The organism is Halorubrum pallidum (assembly GCF_055380345.1).
This window is the reverse complement of sequence record NZ_AP043945.1, coordinates 937,374-956,046: the sequence shown is the minus strand read 5'-3', so window position 1 is coordinate 956,046 and position 18,673 is coordinate 937,374. Positions and strand designations below refer to the sequence as shown.

Here is an 18,673-nt window from a genome sequence, read left to right as displayed (position 1 = left end):
TCGCCGGTGAAGCGGTGAACGCCGGCGGGGGGCGCGTCCCCGCCGCGCCGCTTCCGACAGCGGTATGCCGTCGACGCCCGAACGGAAGTCAATGGACCGGCGCGTTCTGTTCGCGAGTCTCGTCCTGTTCGCCGGTGGAGTGACCGGCGTCAGCGTCGCGCTGTTCGCGTTCGTCGGCGTCGACGACGGCGCGACGGACGCCGAGGTCGTCTGGGAGTCCGACCCCGTCGCGGGCGACGACGGCAGCGGCGCGGTCGTCTCCACGATGGACGGCGACCCGCTCGTGTTGCAGTCGATCACCGAAAACGACACGCGATCGGTACGAGCCACCGCCGTCGGCGGCGGGGTAGAGTGGACGGCTCCGGTCGACGCCGGAACGGGCGGCGGGGCGTCCGAAGCCCCGGAAGACGCCGATTCCACCGCGACAAGCGGACTGGTGACGGGTACCCTCGACGGGGACCGCGTCGTCGCGTTCACGACCGAGTCCGGATCGCTCGTCGTTCGCGACGCGGCCGACGGCTCCGAGCGGTTCGCCGTCGACATCGGCGGTCAAAGCGGGATCCGACCCGCGATGGGCGACGTCGACGACGACGGCGATATCGAGGTCGTGGCGGTCTCGACGAGCGGTGTCGTCCGCGCCGTCGACGGCGGGGGCGAACCGGTCTTCGAGAGAGACGTCGGAGCACCGATAGAGCGCCGACCGCTGGCGCTCGACTTCGGCGGGAACGGTTCGGACGGCGAGAATGGTTCGGACGCTGAGAGCGCGAGAAGCGGCGTCGCCGTCGTCACCGCCGACGGCGACGAGCGCACCGTCAGGCTGCTCGACGCCGGCGGCGACACCCAGTGGACGACGACACCGTCCGTCACGCCGTTGAACTGGCGGCAGGCGGACAGCCAGAACGGACCGGTCCTCGCGCTCGGGGGAACGAACGGGAACTTGGAGACGATCGAGGTCAGCGACGGCTCGACCCGGTACGAGTTCGGGCTCCAAGACCTCCCTGTCGCGGTCGGAGACGCGGGGCCCGGACGCGTCTACGTCGGCGGCTCCGGCAGTATCTGGGCTGTCAGCCTGCTTGACGGCGAGGTTTCTTGGAAACAGCAGTACGGAGGCGATACGCGTGTGAACGCGCCGTCTCTCGGTGCGATCGACGGCGGCGACGAACGCGCCCCGGTGGCGATAAACCGGGAGGGTGACCTGCTGGTGTTGAACCGGAACGGCGGCGTTACCGCCCGCGGGAGCGTCGACGCGGTGGTGTACGCCAGTCCCCTGTTCGCTGACGCCACCGGGGACGGGAGCGACGAGATCCTCGTCGTGACGGAGGCCGGGAGGCTGGTCGCGGTCGATACGAACTGATCGGGGCCGGCGGACGGCCCACTATCACCGCACGGCAGCGCGTCCGGACTCGCGAAGTCACCTGTCGGGTTTTTACGAGGAGAGTGCGGCACAATCGGACGACTGCGCCGTATCGACGTCGATCGTTCACCGGAAACACGGTGTGTCGAATCACCGACGGCTCTCGGTGCGGAAGATACCGTCCGTCAAAAATCGGATCGACTGTGCTCCGTGCTATTCGTCCTCGTACACCCACGCGGCGGTGTCGAGGCCGTAATCGACGAGTTCGTCCTCGTCGAAGAACAGGTCGATCTCGCGTTCGTTCGCGCCCTCGTCCTCGTGATCCGACGCGTGGATCACGTTGTGGCCGAGGTCGAGTCCGAAGTCGCCGCGGATCGTTCCCGGGGCGGACTCGGCGGGGTCTGTCTCGCCGACCATCGCGCGGACCTGCCGGGTCGCGTCCGCGCCCTCCCAGACCATCGCGAAGACCGGACCGGAGGTGATGAAGTCGACGAGGCCGTCGAAAAAGGGCTTGCCCTCGTGCTCGCCGTAGTGGTCGTGCGCGAGGTCCTCGTCGATCCGCATGAACTTCCCGCCGACGAGCTTCAGTCCGCGGTCCTCGAAGCGCGAGACGATCTCGCCGATGAGACCGCGCTGGACGCCGTCCGGCTTCACCATAACGAAGGTGCGCTCGTCGTGGTGGCTCATCTACTCGCCACCCTGGTTGTGGCCTTCCTCGGTCCACTCGAGGTCGCGGGCCTCGCGGCCGAGGAGGTAGTTCTTCTCCGCCTTCGAGTCGACGAAGTGGAGGATCTGGCCGTCCTTCTTGACGTACATCGTGCCCGTGCCGGGCTCGATCTCCTCGCCGGTGTAGTCGCAGGTGCGTGTCTCGACCATTGGTTATCGTCCTCCGATGGAGTCCGCGTCGCGCTGGGTCTCCCGGAGCTGAAGCACGTCGCCCATGCGGACGGGGCCCAGGACGTTCCGGGTGATGATCCGGCCCTGGTTCGATCCCTCTTGGATGCGGCACTTGACCTGCATGGCCTCGCCGTGCATCCCGGTCTTGCCGACGACCTCGATCACCTCGGCGGTGGTGGAGTCGCCGGTGCCCTCTTCTGCGCTCATGGGTGGTTATCGAAGCTCCGCGACCTTCTCGCCGATGTCCTCGACGTCGTCGTCGGCGTCACCGGCGTCGACGACGGCGGCGGCGGCCGAGCCGACCTCGAGGCCGGCGGCCTGTCCGACTTCGTCCTGCGTGTCGACGAAGACGACCGGAATACCCTTCTCGTCGGCGAGTTCGGGGAGGTGCATCACGATCTCCTCGGGGGAGACGTCCTCGGCCACGACGACGAGGTCGGCGTTGCCGCGCTCGACGGCCTTCGTGGTCTCGTTGGTTCCTTTCTTCACGGTACCGGTGTCTCGGGCGACCTCGAGCGCTTCGAGCGATCGCTCGGCGAGGTCGGCTGGGGTTTCGTAGTCTACGTAAACGGGCATATGTTGTTCACCTGTCCTCCGTGCGGGCTCGCGTGTCCGTCCCGTGGTCGGTCCCTAACGGAACGGCACATCATCAACCCCACAGAGGCTGTGACCCGACGTAATCCGGACATCCATAAAAGCGCTTTCAATGTCCTGCGGGTGTGCGAGCGGGGATCACTCTCCGTTTTTGACTCCGCGATTTTTAAGCGTCGCTCCCTCCTCTCTCCGCTCACCGAATGGTCCGTCTCGTTCACTACTCCGACATCGAGAACGTCGTCGACGTTCCTGAGCGGGCGGCTCGCCTCGCCGGACGGATCCGCGCGCTCTCGGGCCCCGACGCCGCGGTCGTCGGGACCGGCGACACGACCGCCCCCGGAGTCCTCTCGCTGGTCGCGACCGGGCGACAGATAGTCGACTTCTACGCCGCGACCGACACGGAACTCGATACGTTCGGGAACCACGAATTCGATTACGGACCCGACGCGCTCCGCGATCTGGTCGCCGACGCACCGGTCACCTTCGTCTCCGCGAACGTCCGCGACGAGGACGGAGAGCCGTTCGGCCGTACGGAAGGCGTCGTCCCGTGGACGACGCTCGCCGTCGGCGGCGCGACGGTCGGCTTCGTCGGCGTCACCGACCCCGCGACGAACTCGTTGAACCCGATGGCCGCCGACCTGACCTTCGACGACCCGATCGCCGCCGCGCGCGACGCCCTCGACGAGATGCGAGCATCGGCCGCCGAACGCGGGGGCGGCGCGGCCGATTCGACGATTGACTACGCGGTCGTCCTCTCGCATCTCGGAACGCGCGACGACGAACTCGCGCGCGAGCTCGACGTCGACGCGATCCTCGGCGGCCACGTTCACAGCCGCCGCAACGAGGTCGTCGCCGGAACACGCCTCGTCCGCCCCGGCGTCAACGGCGAAGCGGTAGCGGAAGTCGAGTTCGAGAGCGCAGGAGCACCCGATACCCCGCCCGCCGCGACGCTTCACGAACCCGACGGCGCGGACCCCGTACCGGAGCTCGAAGCCGCCCTCGAAGAGCGGATGGCCGCCGCGGACCTCGACGAGGTCGTCGGCCGCGTCGACGAGCCGATCGAGCGGACCGGCGCGATCGTTCACGGCGGTGAGTGCCGCGCCGGCAACTTCGTCGCCGACGCGTTCCGGTGGACGCTCGACGCCGACGTGGGGTTGTCGAACGCCGGCGGGCTACGACAGGGCGACCCGCTCGCGGGCGCGGTGACGAAGGCCGACCTGATCAGCCTGATCCCGTTCGAAGAGCCGGTCGTGCTCGCGTCGGTGAGCGGCGCGGAGCTTCACGACGTGTTCCGCGAGATGGCAGCGCCCGACGTCGACTTCGGCGAGGACGACTGGTGGCACGGACACGTCTCGAACGCGCGCGTGGTCTGGGACGCCGACATCGATCTGATCGCGGAGGCGACCGCCGGCGGCGATCCGATCGACCCCGAGCGGCGGTACACGGTCGCCGTCTCGGAGTACCTGTTGCACTCCGAACACGAGTTTCCGACGCTCGCACAGCGGCATCGGATCGACGAGGGACCGATTCAGTACGAAGCGCTCGCCGCGTACGCCCGCGCGGAGGGGATCGATCCCGCCATAGAGGGACGGATCGAGATCCGCAGTCGCCGATCGACCGCGTCGCCACCCGGCGAGAATCGGTAGCGGAGAGGGGGGCGACGGACGGAGAGCCTAGGGTGTTCACGCGTTCGCGAACGGCTCCCAGCCCTCCCAGCGCAGCAGCGTCTCTGCGCGGTCGGCGTCGGCCAACAGCACGTTCCGCCGGTCCGGCAGCGTCTCGTCGGCGAGCGCTTGCGGGAGCGCGAGCGTCCCGCTCGGGACGTCGTCGTCGCCGGTCACCGGAATGTGGCCGCCGTCGAGTTTCATCACGAGGGGAGCGTCGAGTCGCTCTACCCCCTCGCCGTCGGCGTACAGCTGCTCGTTGACGCGCTCGTGGTCGACCCGCTGGATGACGGCCCGGTCGCCGCCATGGGGTTCCACGTACAGTTCCCCCAGGTAGTAGCCGCTCGAAAACCGTTCGAACATTCTGTGCATGATACTCTCTGGCATGGATGAACATAAGTGTTACCCGGGAATGACATCTCAGGATGTGACTACATGGCGACGATCAGTTGATCGTATAATTGAGTCTGCCGCTAGAAGTGATATGATCGGTCAGTTCTGCGAGTCGAGTCCGACGGCCTCCGCGAGTAGCGCGTGCGACGCCAGCGCGTCGTCGTGGTCGGGAGCCGTGTGCTGGACCATCACCTCGTCGACGCCGATGCGATCGGCGAGCTGTGTGAGGACGGACGCGATCGTCTCCGGGCTCCCGGAGACCGACCGGGGCCACTCGTCGGCGTCGAGGGATGCGGGCGTCGGGTCGGGCGTCGCTCCCAGCTCGTCGATCGCCTCCTCAACGGAGGGGGTCCCGTCGCCGAGGTCGCCTCGCTGCATTCGGCGGTAGACGGCCTCGGCCGGGGCGCGCCGTCGCGCGGCCGCCTCGTCGGTGTCCGCCGCGACCGCGTTGATCGCGAGCATGCCGCGAGGCGCGTCGAGGCTCGCGGGGAGCGCTCCCGGCTCGAACGCCTCGCGGTAGGCGTCGACCGCGCGCTCGGCGAATCCCGGACGGATGAACCCAGCGAAGCAGTAGGGGAGCCCGAGCGCACCCGCGATCTCGCCGCTCGCCGGGCTCGACCCGAGCACCCACGGGGCGGGCGGCGCGGCCCCCGAGCGGGGCACCGAGAGGTCGGCGTACGGGTGCCCATCGGGGTACGCGTCGTAGAGGTGGTTCACGACCGCCCGGATCCGCTCTTCGTGGTCCTCGTTCGGGTTCTCCACCCGCCGCTCCGTACCCAGTGCTCGGTCGGCCGCGGGCGAGCCGTTCGCCCGCCCCAGTCCGGCGTCGACGCGTCCCGGTGCGAGGCCGTCGAGCGTCCCGAACGCCTCGGCGACTTTGAACGGGCTGTAGTGGTTGAGCAGCACGGCTCCGCTCCCGATCCGGATCTCCTCGGTCGCGGCGGCGAGCCGGCCGAGCAGCACCTCCGGGGTCGTGCCGGCGAGCCGCTCGGCGCGGCCGTGGTGTTCTGCGACCCAGAATCGCGAGTAGCCGAGCCGCTCGGCCTGTTTCGCGGCTTCGACGGTGTTCGCGAAGGCGTCCGCGGCGGTGCCGCCGGCGGGGATCGGCGAGAGGTCGACAGCGGAGAGTTCCATGGGCGCACTCGGCGATCGGCGCGGGAAACGGTTGGGGTCCCGGCGGGGCCGTATCCGATCGAAAAGAGGCCCCGCCGTGACGCCTTCACACCGGTCGCGGGGCTAGCGAGTCGGCGAGAGAAACGAAAACGAGAGACCGTCAGTCAGTTGTCGCCGGACTTCGACTGCCAGGCGTAGTCGCGCCGGGAGGCGGAGTCGCCGAATCCGCACGACGAGCAGCGTTCCTTCTTGACGTGGTAGGACTTCTCGCCGCAGCGGCGGCACTTCACGTGAACCGTCTTGTTCTTTTTCCCCTGAGAGGGCGTTCCGGAGCCGGTCATGCTTTGATGGTGACGACGTTATCGCCGCGTATAATCGTTGTGTCTTCGATCGCGACCGCGAACTCGCCGTCGAGGTCGTCGTCGACGCGGTCGTCGACGTCCGTCTCTGGTTCGATCACGACGTTCATGTGCTGGTCGTAGCCGGCCAGGACGCCGTAGTACGTCGTGCCGTCTTTGAGGTGTACAGTCACCGGCTCCTCGAGCGACGCTTCGAGCACGTCGAGGGGTCGTCCACTCATTGTACGTACCGCGGCCCGTCGAGTTATTAAAAATACCGGGAGAAGACGGGACAGCGTCGCTCGATCCCGCGGCGAGACGCCAGCGCGGATGAACCCGGGTGTTTTTAACACGGGCACCTGTATCTGCGATCACCACACTCCCGCGGGACACGGTGAGTCGGCGGCGACTCGGCCGTAGCGGGGCCTCAACGACGCGCGGTCGGACGTAGCGCAGAACGGCTCCTTGCGGGGTTTCAGTGATCGACGCCGATCAGGCGCTCGATATAGACAAATCATGGAAATCGAAATTGCGACACTCGGCGGTTACGAAGAGGTCGGTCGACAGATGACGGCGGTTCGCGCGGGCGACGACATCGTCATCTTCGACATGGGCCTGAACCTCAGTAAGGTCCTCATCCACGACAACGTGGAGACCGAGAGCATGCACAGCCTCGATCTGATCGACATGGGCGCGATCCCGGACGACCGCGTCATGAGCGAACTGGAGGGCGACGTACAGGCGATCGTCCCCACGCACGGTCACCTCGACCACATCGCGGGCATCCCGAAGCTCGCACACCGGTACGACGCCCCCATCGTCGGGTCGCCGTACACGATCGAACTGGTTCGCCAGCAGATCGAAGACGAGGGCAAGTTCCAGGTCGACAACGACCTGGTGAAGATGCAGGCGGGCGGCACGATGGCGATCGGCGACTCCGAGCAGGTCGAGATGGAGTTCGTCAACGTCACCCACTCGATCATCGACGCGATCAACCCGGTCTTACACACGCCCGAGGGCGCGATCGTCTACGGCCTCGACAAGCGGCTGGACCACACTCCCGTCATCGGCGACCCGATCGACATGGACCGGTTCCGTGAGATCGGTCGCGAGGACGAGGGCGTCCTCTGTTACATCGAAGACTGTACGAACGCGGGCCGGAAGGGCCGGACGCCCTCGGAATCGTACGCGAAAAAGCACGTCGAGGACACGCTGACATCGATGGAGGACTACTCGGGCGGCATCGTCGCCACGACGTTCTCCTCGCACATCGCCCGCGTGAAGACGCTCGTCGAGTACGCCCGCGAGATCGGCCGTCAGCCGATCCTGCTCGGCCGCTCGATGGAGAAGTACTCCGGGACGGCAGAGCGGCTCGACTTCGTCGACTTCCAAGACGACATCGGCATGTACGGCCACCGGAAGTCCGTCAACCGCGCGTTCAAACGCATCATGAAGGAGGGGAAGGGGAACTTCCTCCCGATCGTGACCGGCCATCAGGGCGAGCCGCGTGCGATGCTGACTCGCATGGGCCGCGGCGAGACGCCCTACGAGATGGACGACGGCGACAAGGTCGTCTTCAGCGCGAGCGTCATTCCGGAGCCGACCAACGAGGGACAGCGCTACCAGTCCGAACAGCTGCTTCGGATGCAGGGCGCGCGCATCTACGACGACATCCACGTCTCCGGCCACCTCCGCGAGGAGGGCCACTACGAGATGCTCGACGCGCTCCAGCCGCAGCACGTGATCCCCGGCCACCAGACGCTCAAGGGGCGCTCGCCGTACGTCGACCTCGCGAAGTCGCAGGGGTACAAGCTCGGCCGTGACGTTCACGTCACGCAGAACGGAAACGTCATCCAGCTCGTCGAATGACGAGCGAGACGAAGGAGGCGCGGGTGCTCGAAGCCATCCGCGAGCGGCGCGAACTGGTCAACGCCGCTATCGACGAGGAGCTGCCGATCGAAGAGCCCGAGCGCCTCTACGAAGCGACGCGGTACATCCTCGAAGCCGGCGGGAAGCGGCTCCGTCCCACGGTGGCGACGCTGGCAGCCGAAGCGGTCACCGGTGTCGATCCCCTGAGCACCGAGTTCCGCGAGTTCCCGGCGCTCGACGGGCGGCCGGTCGACGTGATGCGCGCGGCGGTCGCCATCGAGGTGATCCAGTCGTTCACGCTGATCCACGACGACATCATGGACGAGGACGCGCTCAGACGCGGCGTGCCCGCCGTCCACGAGCAGTACGATACGTCGACGGCGATCCTCGCCGGCGACACCCTCTACTCGAAGGCGTTCGAGTTCATGACCGAGACCGGCGCGGACCCGGCGAACGGGCTGGAAGCGATGCGGATGCTCGCGTCCACGTGCACCGAGATCTGTGAGGGACAGGCGCTCGACGTCGCCTTCGAGTCGCGCGACGACATCCTCCCCGAGGAGTACCTCGAGATGGTCGAGTTGAAGACGGCGGTCCTGTACGGCGCGTCGGCGGCGACGCCGGCCGTGCTGCTCGGGGCCGACGACGAGGTGGCGGAGGCGCTGTACCAGTACGGGATCGACTCGGGCCGGGCCTTCCAGATCCAAGACGACGTGCTCGATCTGACGGTTCCGTCCGAGGAACTGGGCAAGCAGCGCGGCTCCGACCTCGTCGAGGGGAAAGAGACCCTCATCACGCTCCACGCCCGCCAGCAGGGCGTCGACGTCGACGGACTCGTCGGCGCGGAGACGCCCGCCGAGGTGACGGAGGCGTCGATCGACGACGCGGTGACCGCGCTCGAAGACGCCGGCTCGATCGCCTACGCCCGCGAGACTGCCGAGGATCTCACGGCGCGCTCGAAAGAGCACCTCGACGTGCTCCCCGAGAGCGGCTCCCGAGAACTCCTCCGTGACCTCGCCGACTACCTGATCGTTCGCGGCTACTGAGCGGTCGAGGTCGGACCGGAAGGCCGCGACCGGTGCGGCCGCATCCGCGAGGAAACAAACACCGCTTTATCCGCGGCGGCCGTCCGATAGCGCGTGTCCGGATACCGAGACGTCGCGTTGTTCTTGCTGCTCGCGCTCTTGTGGGGCGGCTCGTTCGTCTCCATCGAGGTCGGCCTCGACTATTACCCGCCGATACTGTACGCCGCCTACCGATTCGACGTGGCGGCGGTCGCGCTGCTCTCGTACGTCCTCCTCACCGAGTCGTCGCCGCTCCCGCGCACCCGCGGCGATCTGGCGGCGATCGGGTTCAGCGGCGGGCTCTCCGTCGCCGTGAACAACTCTCTGCTGTTCGTCGGCCAGCAGTACACCACGAGCGGGATCGCCGCGATCACCTACAGCCTCGTCCCGATCGCGACCGCCGCCGTCGCCGCGATGTGGATCGGCGGTACCACTCTCGACGCGCGGGGTGCGGTGGGGGTGGTGCTGGCGTTCGTCGGCGTCGGACTCGTCGCGCAGCCGGACCCCGCGAACCTCGCCGGCGGCGTTACGATCGGCGTCGGGCTCATCTCTATCGGCGTGACGGCCGTGGCGGTGGGCAGCGTCGGCCTCCGCACGGTCGAGACGAGTTTTTCCAGCATCGCGCTCACCGGGTGGGCGATGGGATTCGGCGCGCTGCTCATTCACGGATTCAGCCTCGGACTCGGGGAGTCACAGCGGCTTCCGGCCACGGATCTGCGGGCGCTCGTGGCGCTCGGGTTCCTCGGTCTCCTCGCGTCGGCGGTGGCGTACACGATCTACTTCACGCTGCTCGACCGGCTGGGTGCCTTCGAGATCAACCTGGTGTCTCGTACGTCGTCCCGGTGATCGCCACGGTCGCCGGCGCGCTGCTGCTCGGAGAGCCCGTCACGCCGCTGACCGTCGCCGGGTTCGCCGTCATCGTCGTCGGTTTCGGACTGTTGAAACACCACGCGCTCGCGACCGAAGCACCGAAGCTGCTCGCGCGGATCGGCGGACTGTTCTAGTCGTCCAGTGCCTCGATGTCCTCGACGATCTCGATCGCGTGATCTTCGGGGTCCACGCCCTCGTACGCGAGGACGACCGTCCCATCCGAATCGATCACGTACGTGTTCCGGAACACGCCGTCGAAGGTGTTTCCGAACATGTTCTTTTCGCCGTAGGAGTCGTAGGCGCTCGCGACCTCGCCGTCAGGGTCCGACAGCAGCGTGAACGGGAGGTCGTACTTCTCGGCGAAGGGCTCCAGATCCTCGACCGGATCGTCGCTGACGCCGACGACGGCGATGTCGGCGTCCGCGAAGGCGTCCCACTCGTCTCGGAATCCGCAGGCCTCGGTCGTGCACCCCGGCGTGTCCGCTCGGGGATAGAAGTAGACGACCGTGTAGCGCGCGTCGGCCGGGTCGACGGTGACGGTGTCTCCGCGGTGGTCTGCGAGCGAGATCGGTGGTGCGGCGTCGCCGGGTTCGAGCATGCGCGTTGTCCCGTCGGAGCCCCCTTAGGACGTTCGGTCCGGTTCCTTTTTACTCGCTACCGTCCTCGAGACGGTACTGATGGAGTGGCAACCGACTCCGTTCACCGCGCCGCTTCTCGTCGCGGCGGTCGCGTCCTTCGGATTCGCCGGGTACGCCCTCAAGAACCGGCTCCGAGGGGGAAAGCCACTCGTCGCCAGTTTCATCGGAGTAACCGTCGGTGCGGGCGTCTGGGCGCTGGCGTACGCCGCACAGCTGTCGGCGACGACGCTCGCCGAGACGCTGTTCTGGAACCGGTTCGTCTGGATCGGCATCGGCGTCCTCGCCGTCGCGTGGCCGGCGTTCGTGCTCGCGTACGTCGACTGGCGCGCGTGGCTTCGTCCGAGGCGGTTCGTCGTTCTCTGTGTCGTCCCGATCGCAGTCGTCGTCGCGGTTCTCGCCGTCGGTGCCGATCCCCTATTTTACCGCTCTTCCTCGCTTTCAGCCCCGAACGGTTACCTCGTGTTGACGTTCCTGCCGACGCCGGCGCTGATCGGGTTCATGGCGTACACCTACACGGTGAACCTCCTCACCTTCCTCGTTCTCGGATCGGTGGCACTCGACCGCGACGGGGTGTTTCGGCGGCAGGCGGCCCTGCTCTTGGTCGCCGGGGTCGCACCGATGACCGCCGGAATCGTCGGCGTCTGGGGGGTCTTCGGGACGACGTTCGTCGATTACACGCCGATCACGTTCGTCATGACGTCGGGCGTGCTCGGGTGGGTCGTGTTCAGATACCGCCTGTTCGATCTCTCGCCCGTCGCCCGCGACGTGGTGTTCGCGAACCTCTCCGACGGTGTCGTCGTCGTGGGGTCGGACCGGCGGATCGTCGACGTGAACGGCCCGGCGCGAGCGCTGTTCCCGTCGGCGACGATCGGTAGTGGCGTCGACGACGCGTTCGAAGGCGCGCCGGCCGTCGTCGATGCCGTCGACGACGGAAGCGGGAGCGCTCGGAAGACGGAGATGGGGACCGATATCCGCGTGACGATCGACTGCGGAACCGAGTCGCGCATCCTCACGGTTACGCCTCACGAGATCGCCGGCAACGCGGCCGGCCCCTCGGCCGTCGGCGGTACCGTCCTGCTGTTTCGCGACGTCACCGCACAGGAGACGCTTCAACGTCGGTACCGGGCGCTCATCGAGAAGTCGCCGAACGTCATCGCGGTCTGCGGAACGGACGGACTTCTCCGATACGCGAGCCCCTCCGTGGAGCGGTTATTGGGACACACGCCCTCGGAGGTCGAAGGTCGGCCGGCGATCGACTTCGTCCACCCCGACGACCGCGAGGAGTCACAGCGGGTGCTGGAGCGCGCCTTCGAGACGCGCGACCCGCAGACCGTCGCCCATCGACTCATTCACGCGAACGGGAACTGGCGACGGTTCGAGACGACCGTCGAGCGCCTGTTCGAGGACACGGACGAGGTGGTGATCACGGCGACCGACGTGACCGAGAGCCGACGATACGAACAGCGACTGCAGGTTCTCAACCGCGTTCTCAGACACGACCTGAAAAACGACGCGAACGTGATCGGCGGCTACGCCGGGCTCTTGCGCGACCACGTCGACGACGACGGCGCGGAGTACCTCGACATCATCGACCGCAAGGTGCAGACGCTGACGCACCTCAGCGATCAGGCCCGCGAGATCGACGTCGCGCTCCACAACGACGGCGGACGGGCGACGATCGACCTCTCGGAGTTGCTCTCGCGGCTCTGCACGTCGCTCGAATCCGCGTTCCCGCACGCGAACGTCAGCGTCTCGGTCCCGGAGACGGCGGTCGTCCGCGCGGACGAGCTGCTCGAATCCGCCGTGCGGAACGTCTTGGAGAACGCCGTCGTCCACAACGACGGGGACGCACCGGTCGTCGAAGCGAGCGTCGCCGCCGCCGCTGGCGGCTATCGGATCGCGGTCGAGGACGACGGTCCGGGGATCCCCTCGGTCGAGCGGACGGTCTTCTCGGAGGCCCGCGAGACGCCGCTCGAACACGCGAGCGGGCTCGGGCTCTGGCTCGTCCACTGGATCGTCTCGCAGTCCGGCGGCGATCTGACGATCGAGACGCGGGAGCCGCGGGGAACGAGCGTGAGCATGTGGCTTCCCGCGGCCGACGGTGCGGACCGGGATCCGGCGACTGAGCGATGACTCGGGACGTCCCGGACCAGCGAGTCGAAACGGTGCCGCGGAGTCGGAGAGCCCCTCCGCAACCTCTTTGCGGGCGGTCGTCGAACCGGGACCCATGAGTCACGGATCCCTGGACGACGACGCTGTCGAGAGCTACCGGGAGGCCGGTGCGGTGTTGGTCGAGGCGATGAACGAGGCCCGCGAGATGGTCGAACCGGGGCGGACGCACCTCGAGGTCGCCGAGTGGACGGAGGACTTCGTCCGCGAGCGGGGGGCCGGCCTCGCGTTCCCGGTGAACATCAGCGTCGACCCGGAGGCGTCACACGCGACGCCCGGCCGCGACGACGACACGACGTTCGGCGAGGAGATGGTGTGTCTCGACGTCGGCGTCCACGTCGACGGGTACATCGCCGACGCCGCCGTCACGGTCGACCACAGCGACACACCGGAACTCGTCGAGGCCGCCGAGATGGCGCTCGAAGCCGCCGTCGACGAGGCCGGTCCGGGCGTGGAAGTCGGGGTCGTGGGACAGGCGATAGAGGACGTGATCCGCGGCTACGGCTACACTCCCGTGTTGAACCTCTCCGGACACGGCGTCCAGCGCTACGACGCCCACACGGGGCCGACGATCCCGAATCGGGGCGTCGACCGCTCCGCCGAACTGGAGCCCGGGCAGGCCGTCGCCATCGAACCGTTCGCGACCGACGGACGCGGCAAGGTCGGTGAGGGAACCGACGAGGAGATCTTCGAGCAGACCGGCTCAGCGAGCGTGCGCGATCGCCGCGCGCGACAGGCCTTAGAAGAGATCGAGGCGTTCGACGACCTCCCCTTCGCCGCGCGGTGGCTGGAGGGCGACCGCGTCGGGATGGCGCTCCGGCGGCTCAAGCAGGCGAACGCGGTCAAGGGATACCCCGTGCTGAAGGAGGCCGACGACGCCGTGGTCAGTCAGGCCGAACACACGCTTCTCGTCACCGACGACGGCGTCGAGGTGACGACCGCCGGCATCCACGACTTCGACTGATGGAGCGGATCTACGCGCCGTGGCGGATCGAATGGGTCGAGCGCGACGACGACCCGATCGACGGCTGTCCGTTCTGCGTGCTCCCCGAGCGTGACGACGACCGCGAGTCGCGGATCGTCGCGTACAGCGACCGAAACTACGTGCTGTTGAACAACGCGCCGTACAATCCCGGCCACGCGATGGTGATTCCCCGCGAGCACGAAGAAGACCTCACCGACCTCGACGACGCAACGCTCGCGGACCACGCGAGACTGGAGGCGGCGACGGTCGAAGCGATGCGCCGCGACGTCGACCCGGACGGCGTCAACACCGGGCGGAATCTCGGCGGGTCGGCGGCCGGCGGCTCGGTCGACCACCTCCACACGCACGTCGTACCACGGTGGGACGGCGACACGAACTTCATGCCCGTCACCGCCGACACGAAGGTGATCGTCGAGGCGATCGACCGGACGTACGAGCACCTCCACGCGGGCTTCGCCGCCGACGCCGACGCGACCGATCCCGGCGACATCGACGCTGGAGAGGCCGTCAGGCTGTCGTTCGACGATTGACGCGAGAGCCGTCCCACGATCACGCTATGTCGACGTGTGCTCCAATGATGTCGACGTGCGCGCCCACATGATGCCGACACGTACACACACGATGCCGGCCCGCGTTCACTCCGTTCCGTGCGTGTAGCCGCGGTCCGGGAGCGGCTCGCCGTCGGCGGTGATCCCGTCTTCGGCCGCCACCACGGATCCGACACGGACGAGCGTGCCCGGACACCGGGAGGCGACGCGGTCCACCTCGGGCTCGGGGACCGTACAGACGAGTTCGAAGTCCTCGCCGAAGTGAGCGGCTAGCTCGAACCGTTCCGTCGGACCGTCGCTCACCTCGTCGACCGCCGGATGGACCGGAACGGCGTCGCGGTCGAGCGCGAACCCGACCCCGCTCGCCTCCCCGAGCTGATGGAGCGACCGGGCGAGACCGTCCGAGGAGTCCATCATCGCGGTCGCGTGCGATGCGAGCGCGAGCCCGTCGGCCACGCGCGGGGTGAACCGGAACAGTTCGTTCGCGCGTTCGACGGGCGAGGGAGACGCGTCCGCCGCAGTCGGATGGGAGTCGGCCCCGCGCTCGAACAGCCGGAGGGCCGCCGCGGAGCGGCCCCACTCGCCGGTGACACAGAGCGCATCGCCCGGCGCCGCCCCGGAGCGCGTGACGGGGCCGGCGTCCGTGACCGTGCCGATCGCGGTCGAGGCGGTCGTGAACTCCGCGTGCGTGTCGAGGTCGCCGCCGACGTACGAGGCGTCGACGGCGTCACAGACGTCGACCGCACCGGCGACGAAGCGGTCGAGGTCCGCCTCGTCGAAGTCGGCGTCGGCGTAGACGGCGACCGCCGCGGTCGCGGCAGCGCCCATGGCGGCGACGTCCGAGAGGGACGCACCGACGGCGCGCCAGCCGGCCGTGTACCTGCTCGTTCCCGGCGGGAAATCCGTCCGCTCGTGGAGCATGTCCGTCGTGATGACGGTGTCGTCGACGACGGCGGCGTCGTCGCCAGCGTGCGGGAGGTCGACCGCGAGCGCCCGGAGCGCGTCTCGCTCGTTCACAGTGTCGGGTCCACGACCGGCGCGGATTAGAAGGGATCGGTCCGATCCGTGCCCCTCGTTGACAACCCTCATTTAAGGCCGTAAAACACATTAACGAATATTATCATTATCAATCATTATGTTTATTACTACCCACAAGCACGTACCAGACGCGATGTCAGTACCCGTACGCGAACACGACGCAGACCGGCTCACGGACAGTTCGATTCCCAGACGCCCGCCGCAACCACCCCGACCCGATGACAACCCCTGACGACACGACAGACACGACCGACGCGACGACTCGCCCGACGACCGACCAGACATCGACGACGACACGAGACGGGCGGACGCCCGGCACCGCCGACGCCACGCGACGGCCGGACGCGACCTCCCCACAGATTCCCGGCCGTACCCCGGCGACCGAGGAAGCCGGCGCGCCGCTCGTCCCGCAAACGCGTTCGACGACGCGGCCCGCGATCGAACAGGCCCCGACCGGCGGGACGCCTCGTCGTCCGAGCCCGCCGCCGGCCGACGACGAGCGGGACGCGCCGCTCGTCCCCGACCTGCGTCCGACCCGCCAGCCGCGCGCCGACGGAGGGGCGCAATGACGGCAATTCGTTCTCGACGCTCGCGGCCCGCCGCGAGCCCGATTCCGATGACGGGCACCGGGGACGGCCCGCGACCCGACCCGACCACGTTCACGCGACGCGCGACCGATCGATTCGACGACTCCGCCAGCGAGTGACATCCATGCACCCAAGCGAACTCGACGACGACGTCTACGCCAGAGATATCGACAACCCGGCCGGCCGCAAGCTCCGCGAGCGGTTCGCCGAACAGGACTACACGTTCGCGCCCGGCATCTACCACGCGCTCGACGCCCGCCTCGCCGAGATGGCGGGCGTCGACGCCGCTTACATGAGCGGCTACTCGACCGTCCTCGGCCAGTTCGGCTTCCCCGACCTGGAGATGGTCTCCATGACCGAGATGGTCGAGAACGCGAAGCGCATGGTCGAGGCGACGAACCTCCCGGTCGTCGCCGACTGTGACACGGGCTACGGCGGCGTCCACAACGTCCGCCGCGCGGTCCGCGAGTACGAGAAGGCCGGCGTCGCCGCCGTCCACATCGAAGACCAAACCTCGCCGAAGCGCTGCGGCCACATCGCCGGCAAGCAGATCGTCTCCCGCGAGCAGGCGCGCTCGCGCTTCGAGGCCGCCGTCGACGCCAAACAGAGCGAGGACACGGTCATCATCGCGCGCACCGACGCCTACGGCTCCGCGAACGGCGACTGGGACGAGCACGTCGAGCGCGGCCGTATCTACGCCGACGCCGGCGTCGACCTCGTCTGGCCGGAGATGCCCGACCCGTCCCGCGAGGACGCGGTCCGCTACGCCGAGGAGATCCACGAGACCCACCCGGACTTGGACCTCGCCTTCAACTACTCCTCGTCGTTCGCGTGGAGCGAGCAGGAGGACCCGCTCACGTTCGAGGAGCTCGGCGACCTCGGCTACCAGTACATCTTCATCACGCTGTACGGGCTGCACTCCGGCGCGCACGCCGTCTACGAGGACATGGAGAACATCGCCGAGAACGCCGAACAGGCGCAGTGGGACCTGGAAGACCGCTACCTCGGCCACGAGACGGAGAGCCACCACGAGCTCTCCTTCGTCCCGCGGTATCAGGACATCGAGGCGCGCTTCGATCCCGAAGCGAAGGCCCGTCAGGAGGAGTCAGCCGGCTTCACGGAAGACGAGAACGATCCGATCACGACCGGTGAGGATTCCGACACCACAGACGACGAGAGCGACCCGGTCGCGACGCCGGAAAGCGCCGACGACTGATCGGCGACGTCCGGTCAGACGATACGCGCGAAGTCTCGCTCGCCGCGTCACGCGTTTTTTGTTCGAACGACCGCGAGGGCGAGCGCCGAAGACGGCGTTCCGATCCGTTCACCGACGGTTCGCAGCCGCCTCCAACGCCTCGACCGCTGGGAGCGGTTCGCCCGTGAGCGCGCGGATGTACGCGCCGCCCGCGATCGAGACGTGTGAGAAGTCGTCCTCGTCGAGCCCGTACATCTCGATGGCCCGGGAGGTGTCGCCGCCGCCGACGACGGAGAAACAGTCGGTCTCGGCGATTGCCTCGAGGACGCCGACGGTGCCGTCGGCGAATCGCTCGTCCTCGAAGACGCCGAGCGCCCCCTTGACGAACACCGCGTCGGACTCGCGGATCGGCGGCTCGTAGCCGTCGACCGTCGCCGTGCCCACGTCGAGGTAGGCCTCGCGCTTCTCGTCGATCTCGTCGACGGCGACCTCGGCGCGGCCGCCGTCCGTCCCCTCGTACGCGAGGTCGGTCGCGAGGCGGATCGCGTCGCCGCGCTCGTCGAGCACCGACTCGATCAGCTCGCGGTTCCGCTCCCACTGCTCGTCAAACAGGTCCGTCTCGCCCACGTCGTGGCCGACCGGGTGGCCCGCGGCGCGCAAGAACAGCTCGCCTGCGACCCCGCCCAGCAGGAACCGGTCGACTCGGTCGTCCAGGGCGTCCATCACGCCTATCACGTCGGTCGCCTTGGTCCCGCCGACCACCATCGTCACGGGGCCGTCGAACTCGCGGGTCGCGATTGCGGTGTTGGCCTCGTACTCCGTCTCCATCACGCGACCGGCGTACGACGGGAGGACGAGCGGAAACCCGACCAGCGAGGCGTGCTCGCGATGGGCCGCCGAGTAGGCGTCGTTGACGAACGCGTCGACGTGCCCCGCGAGCGTCCGAACGAACTCGGTTTCGGCCTTCGTTTCGGGACTCTCCTCCGGCAGTTCGTCGTCGCACATCCGGGTGTTCTCCAAGAGGAGTATCTCACCCGCGTCGAGCGCGTCTATCGCGTCCAGTGCCTCGTCGCCGTAGGTGTCTGCGACGAATCCGACCGGGCGGTCGACGTGGTCGGCGAGGATGTCGGCGTGGCCCGCGAGAGTGGTGAAATCGTCGCGTCCGGGACGTCCCTGGTGGGCCAGACAGACGACGCGGTGGCCCGCGTCGGCGAGTTCGCGGACGGTCTCCGCGTGGCGATCGAAGCGGCGGTTGTCCCGCGGCTGTCCGTCCTCGATCGGTGAGTTCAGATCGAGTCGAACGAGGACGCGCGAGTCGGCTGGCAGGTCGTCGATTGTGGCGAACGTGGACATGAGTGAA

At 68.1% G+C, this 18,673-nt stretch carries 20 protein-coding genes and 1 pseudogene; 10 read left to right on the top strand and 11 right to left on the bottom strand.

Going from position 1 to position 18,673, the window contains the following annotated elements:
* The first annotated feature begins 91 nt into the window (after window positions 1-91).
* Entirely contained in the window at window positions 92-1,354 is a 1,263-nt protein-coding gene (locus ACZ45C_RS06530; RefSeq protein WP_460560023.1) for a PQQ-binding-like beta-propeller repeat protein, read from the top strand.
* A gap of 213 nt (window positions 1,355-1,567) precedes the next feature.
* Here ACZ45C_RS06530 and ndk read toward each other — a convergent pair whose 3' ends face one another.
* From ndk to rpl7ae, 4 genes are read right to left on the bottom strand one after another with little or no spacing between them, the layout of a single operon-like run.
* Window positions 1,568-2,041, bottom strand: coding sequence for a nucleoside-diphosphate kinase (ndk, locus tag ACZ45C_RS06525; RefSeq protein WP_460560025.1), 474 nt, complete (start codon window positions 2,039-2,041; stop codon window positions 1,568-1,570).
* Complete coding sequence (locus ACZ45C_RS06520; protein ID WP_049983024.1) at window positions 2,042-2,230, bottom strand: 50S ribosomal protein L24e; 189 nt, start codon at window positions 2,228-2,230, stop codon at window positions 2,042-2,044. It lies immediately after the preceding gene.
* Between the two features lie 3 nt (window positions 2,231-2,233).
* A complete protein-coding gene (locus ACZ45C_RS06515) occupies window positions 2,234-2,458 on the bottom strand; it encodes a 30S ribosomal protein S28e (protein ID WP_004046478.1) in 225 nt (74 codons plus the stop codon).
* Between the two features lie 6 nt (window positions 2,459-2,464).
* On the bottom strand, window positions 2,465-2,827 hold the full coding sequence (gene rpl7ae, locus ACZ45C_RS06510; protein ID WP_049983023.1) for a 50S ribosomal protein L7Ae: 363 nt from the start codon (window positions 2,825-2,827) through the stop codon (window positions 2,465-2,467).
* 218 nt (window positions 2,828-3,045) lie between these two features.
* On the opposite strand from rpl7ae, the gene ACZ45C_RS06505 reads away from it, so the two are divergent.
* A complete protein-coding gene (locus ACZ45C_RS06505) occupies window positions 3,046-4,491 on the top strand; it encodes a bifunctional metallophosphatase/5'-nucleotidase (protein ID WP_460560028.1) in 1,446 nt (481 codons plus the stop codon).
* Window positions 4,492-4,527: 36 nt separating this feature from the next.
* On the opposite strand, the gene ACZ45C_RS06500 is transcribed toward ACZ45C_RS06505, so the two are convergent.
* The 4 genes from ACZ45C_RS06500 to ACZ45C_RS06485 form a co-directional block, all read right to left on the bottom strand.
* Window positions 4,528-4,872, bottom strand: coding sequence for a DUF5802 family protein (locus ACZ45C_RS06500; protein WP_460560671.1), 345 nt, complete (start codon window positions 4,870-4,872; stop codon window positions 4,528-4,530).
* A 129-nt stretch (window positions 4,873-5,001) separates the two neighbouring features.
* The gene (locus ACZ45C_RS06495) at window positions 5,002-6,036 is read right to left on the bottom strand and encodes an LLM class flavin-dependent oxidoreductase (RefSeq protein WP_460560030.1); all 1,035 of its coding nucleotides are present in this window, start codon (window positions 6,034-6,036) and stop codon (window positions 5,002-5,004) included.
* Window positions 6,037-6,179: 143 nt separating this feature from the next.
* On the bottom strand, window positions 6,180-6,356 hold the full coding sequence (locus ACZ45C_RS06490) for a 50S ribosomal protein L37e (RefSeq protein WP_049983101.1): 177 nt from the start codon (window positions 6,354-6,356) through the stop codon (window positions 6,180-6,182).
* Entirely contained in the window at window positions 6,353-6,595 is a 243-nt protein-coding gene (locus ACZ45C_RS06485; RefSeq protein ID WP_049983102.1) for an LSM domain-containing protein, read from the bottom strand. The genes ACZ45C_RS06490 and ACZ45C_RS06485 overlap by 4 nt, the downstream gene beginning before the upstream one ends.
* A gap of 274 nt (window positions 6,596-6,869) precedes the next feature.
* On the opposite strand from ACZ45C_RS06485, the gene ACZ45C_RS06480 reads away from it, so the two are divergent.
* From ACZ45C_RS06480 to ACZ45C_RS06470, 3 genes and pseudogenes are all read left to right on the top strand, one after another.
* A complete protein-coding gene (locus ACZ45C_RS06480) occupies window positions 6,870-8,222 on the top strand; it encodes an RNase J family beta-CASP ribonuclease (protein ID WP_460560033.1) in 1,353 nt (450 codons plus the stop codon).
* On the top strand, window positions 8,219-9,265 hold the full coding sequence (idsA3, locus tag ACZ45C_RS06475) for a geranylfarnesyl diphosphate synthase (RefSeq protein WP_460560035.1): 1,047 nt from the start codon (window positions 8,219-8,221) through the stop codon (window positions 9,263-9,265). Before ACZ45C_RS06480 ends, idsA3 begins: the two co-directional genes overlap by 4 nt.
* A 93-nt stretch (window positions 9,266-9,358) precedes the next feature.
* Window positions 9,359-10,287, top strand: a pseudogene (locus tag ACZ45C_RS06470) (DMT family transporter).
* Here ACZ45C_RS06470 and ACZ45C_RS06465 read toward each other — a convergent pair.
* Window positions 10,284-10,751 (bottom strand): peroxiredoxin, encoded by a 468-nt coding sequence (locus ACZ45C_RS06465; protein WP_460560037.1) that lies wholly within the window; start codon window positions 10,749-10,751, stop codon window positions 10,284-10,286. The pseudogene ACZ45C_RS06470 and the gene ACZ45C_RS06465 sit on opposite strands and share 4 nt — an antisense overlap.
* A gap of 79 nt (window positions 10,752-10,830) precedes the next feature.
* Here ACZ45C_RS06465 and ACZ45C_RS06460 point away from each other — a divergent pair, with 79 nt between their 5' ends.
* From ACZ45C_RS06460 to ACZ45C_RS06450, 3 genes are all read left to right on the top strand, one after another.
* The gene (locus tag ACZ45C_RS06460) at window positions 10,831-12,924 is read left to right on the top strand and encodes a histidine kinase N-terminal 7TM domain-containing protein (RefSeq protein ID WP_460560039.1); all 2,094 of its coding nucleotides are present in this window, start codon (window positions 10,831-10,833) and stop codon (window positions 12,922-12,924) included.
* 94 nt (window positions 12,925-13,018) lie between these two features.
* Entirely contained in the window at window positions 13,019-13,924 is a 906-nt protein-coding gene (gene map, locus ACZ45C_RS06455; RefSeq protein WP_460560041.1) for a type II methionyl aminopeptidase, read from the top strand.
* Window positions 13,924-14,475 carry an HIT family protein gene (locus ACZ45C_RS06450; RefSeq protein WP_460560043.1) on the top strand — a complete coding sequence of 184 codons (552 nt, stop codon included), beginning with the start codon at window positions 13,924-13,926 and terminating at the stop codon, window positions 14,473-14,475. The genes map and ACZ45C_RS06450 overlap by 1 nt, the downstream gene beginning before the upstream one ends.
* Window positions 14,476-14,580: 105 nt before the next feature.
* Here ACZ45C_RS06450 and thiL read toward each other — a convergent pair whose 3' ends face one another.
* Window positions 14,581-15,510 (bottom strand): thiamine-phosphate kinase, encoded by a 930-nt coding sequence (thiL, locus tag ACZ45C_RS06445; RefSeq protein WP_460560045.1) that lies wholly within the window; start codon window positions 15,508-15,510, stop codon window positions 14,581-14,583.
* Between the two features lie 239 nt (window positions 15,511-15,749).
* On the opposite strand from thiL, the gene ACZ45C_RS06440 reads away from it, so the two are divergent.
* Together ACZ45C_RS06440 and aceA are read left to right on the top strand one after the other, a co-directional pair.
* On the top strand, window positions 15,750-16,100 hold the full coding sequence (locus tag ACZ45C_RS06440; protein ID WP_460560047.1) for a hypothetical protein: 351 nt from the start codon (window positions 15,750-15,752) through the stop codon (window positions 16,098-16,100).
* Between the two features lie 142 nt (window positions 16,101-16,242).
* Entirely contained in the window at window positions 16,243-17,334 is a 1,092-nt protein-coding gene (gene aceA / locus ACZ45C_RS06435) for an isocitrate lyase (protein WP_460560049.1), read from the top strand.
* Window positions 17,335-17,442: 108 nt separating this feature from the next.
* Here the strand turns inward: aceA and ACZ45C_RS06430 are convergent, their stop codons facing one another.
* The gene (locus tag ACZ45C_RS06430; protein WP_460560051.1) at window positions 17,443-18,666 is read right to left on the bottom strand and encodes a phosphoglycerate kinase; all 1,224 of its coding nucleotides are present in this window, start codon (window positions 18,664-18,666) and stop codon (window positions 17,443-17,445) included.
* Window positions 18,667-18,673: the final 7 nt, after the last annotated feature.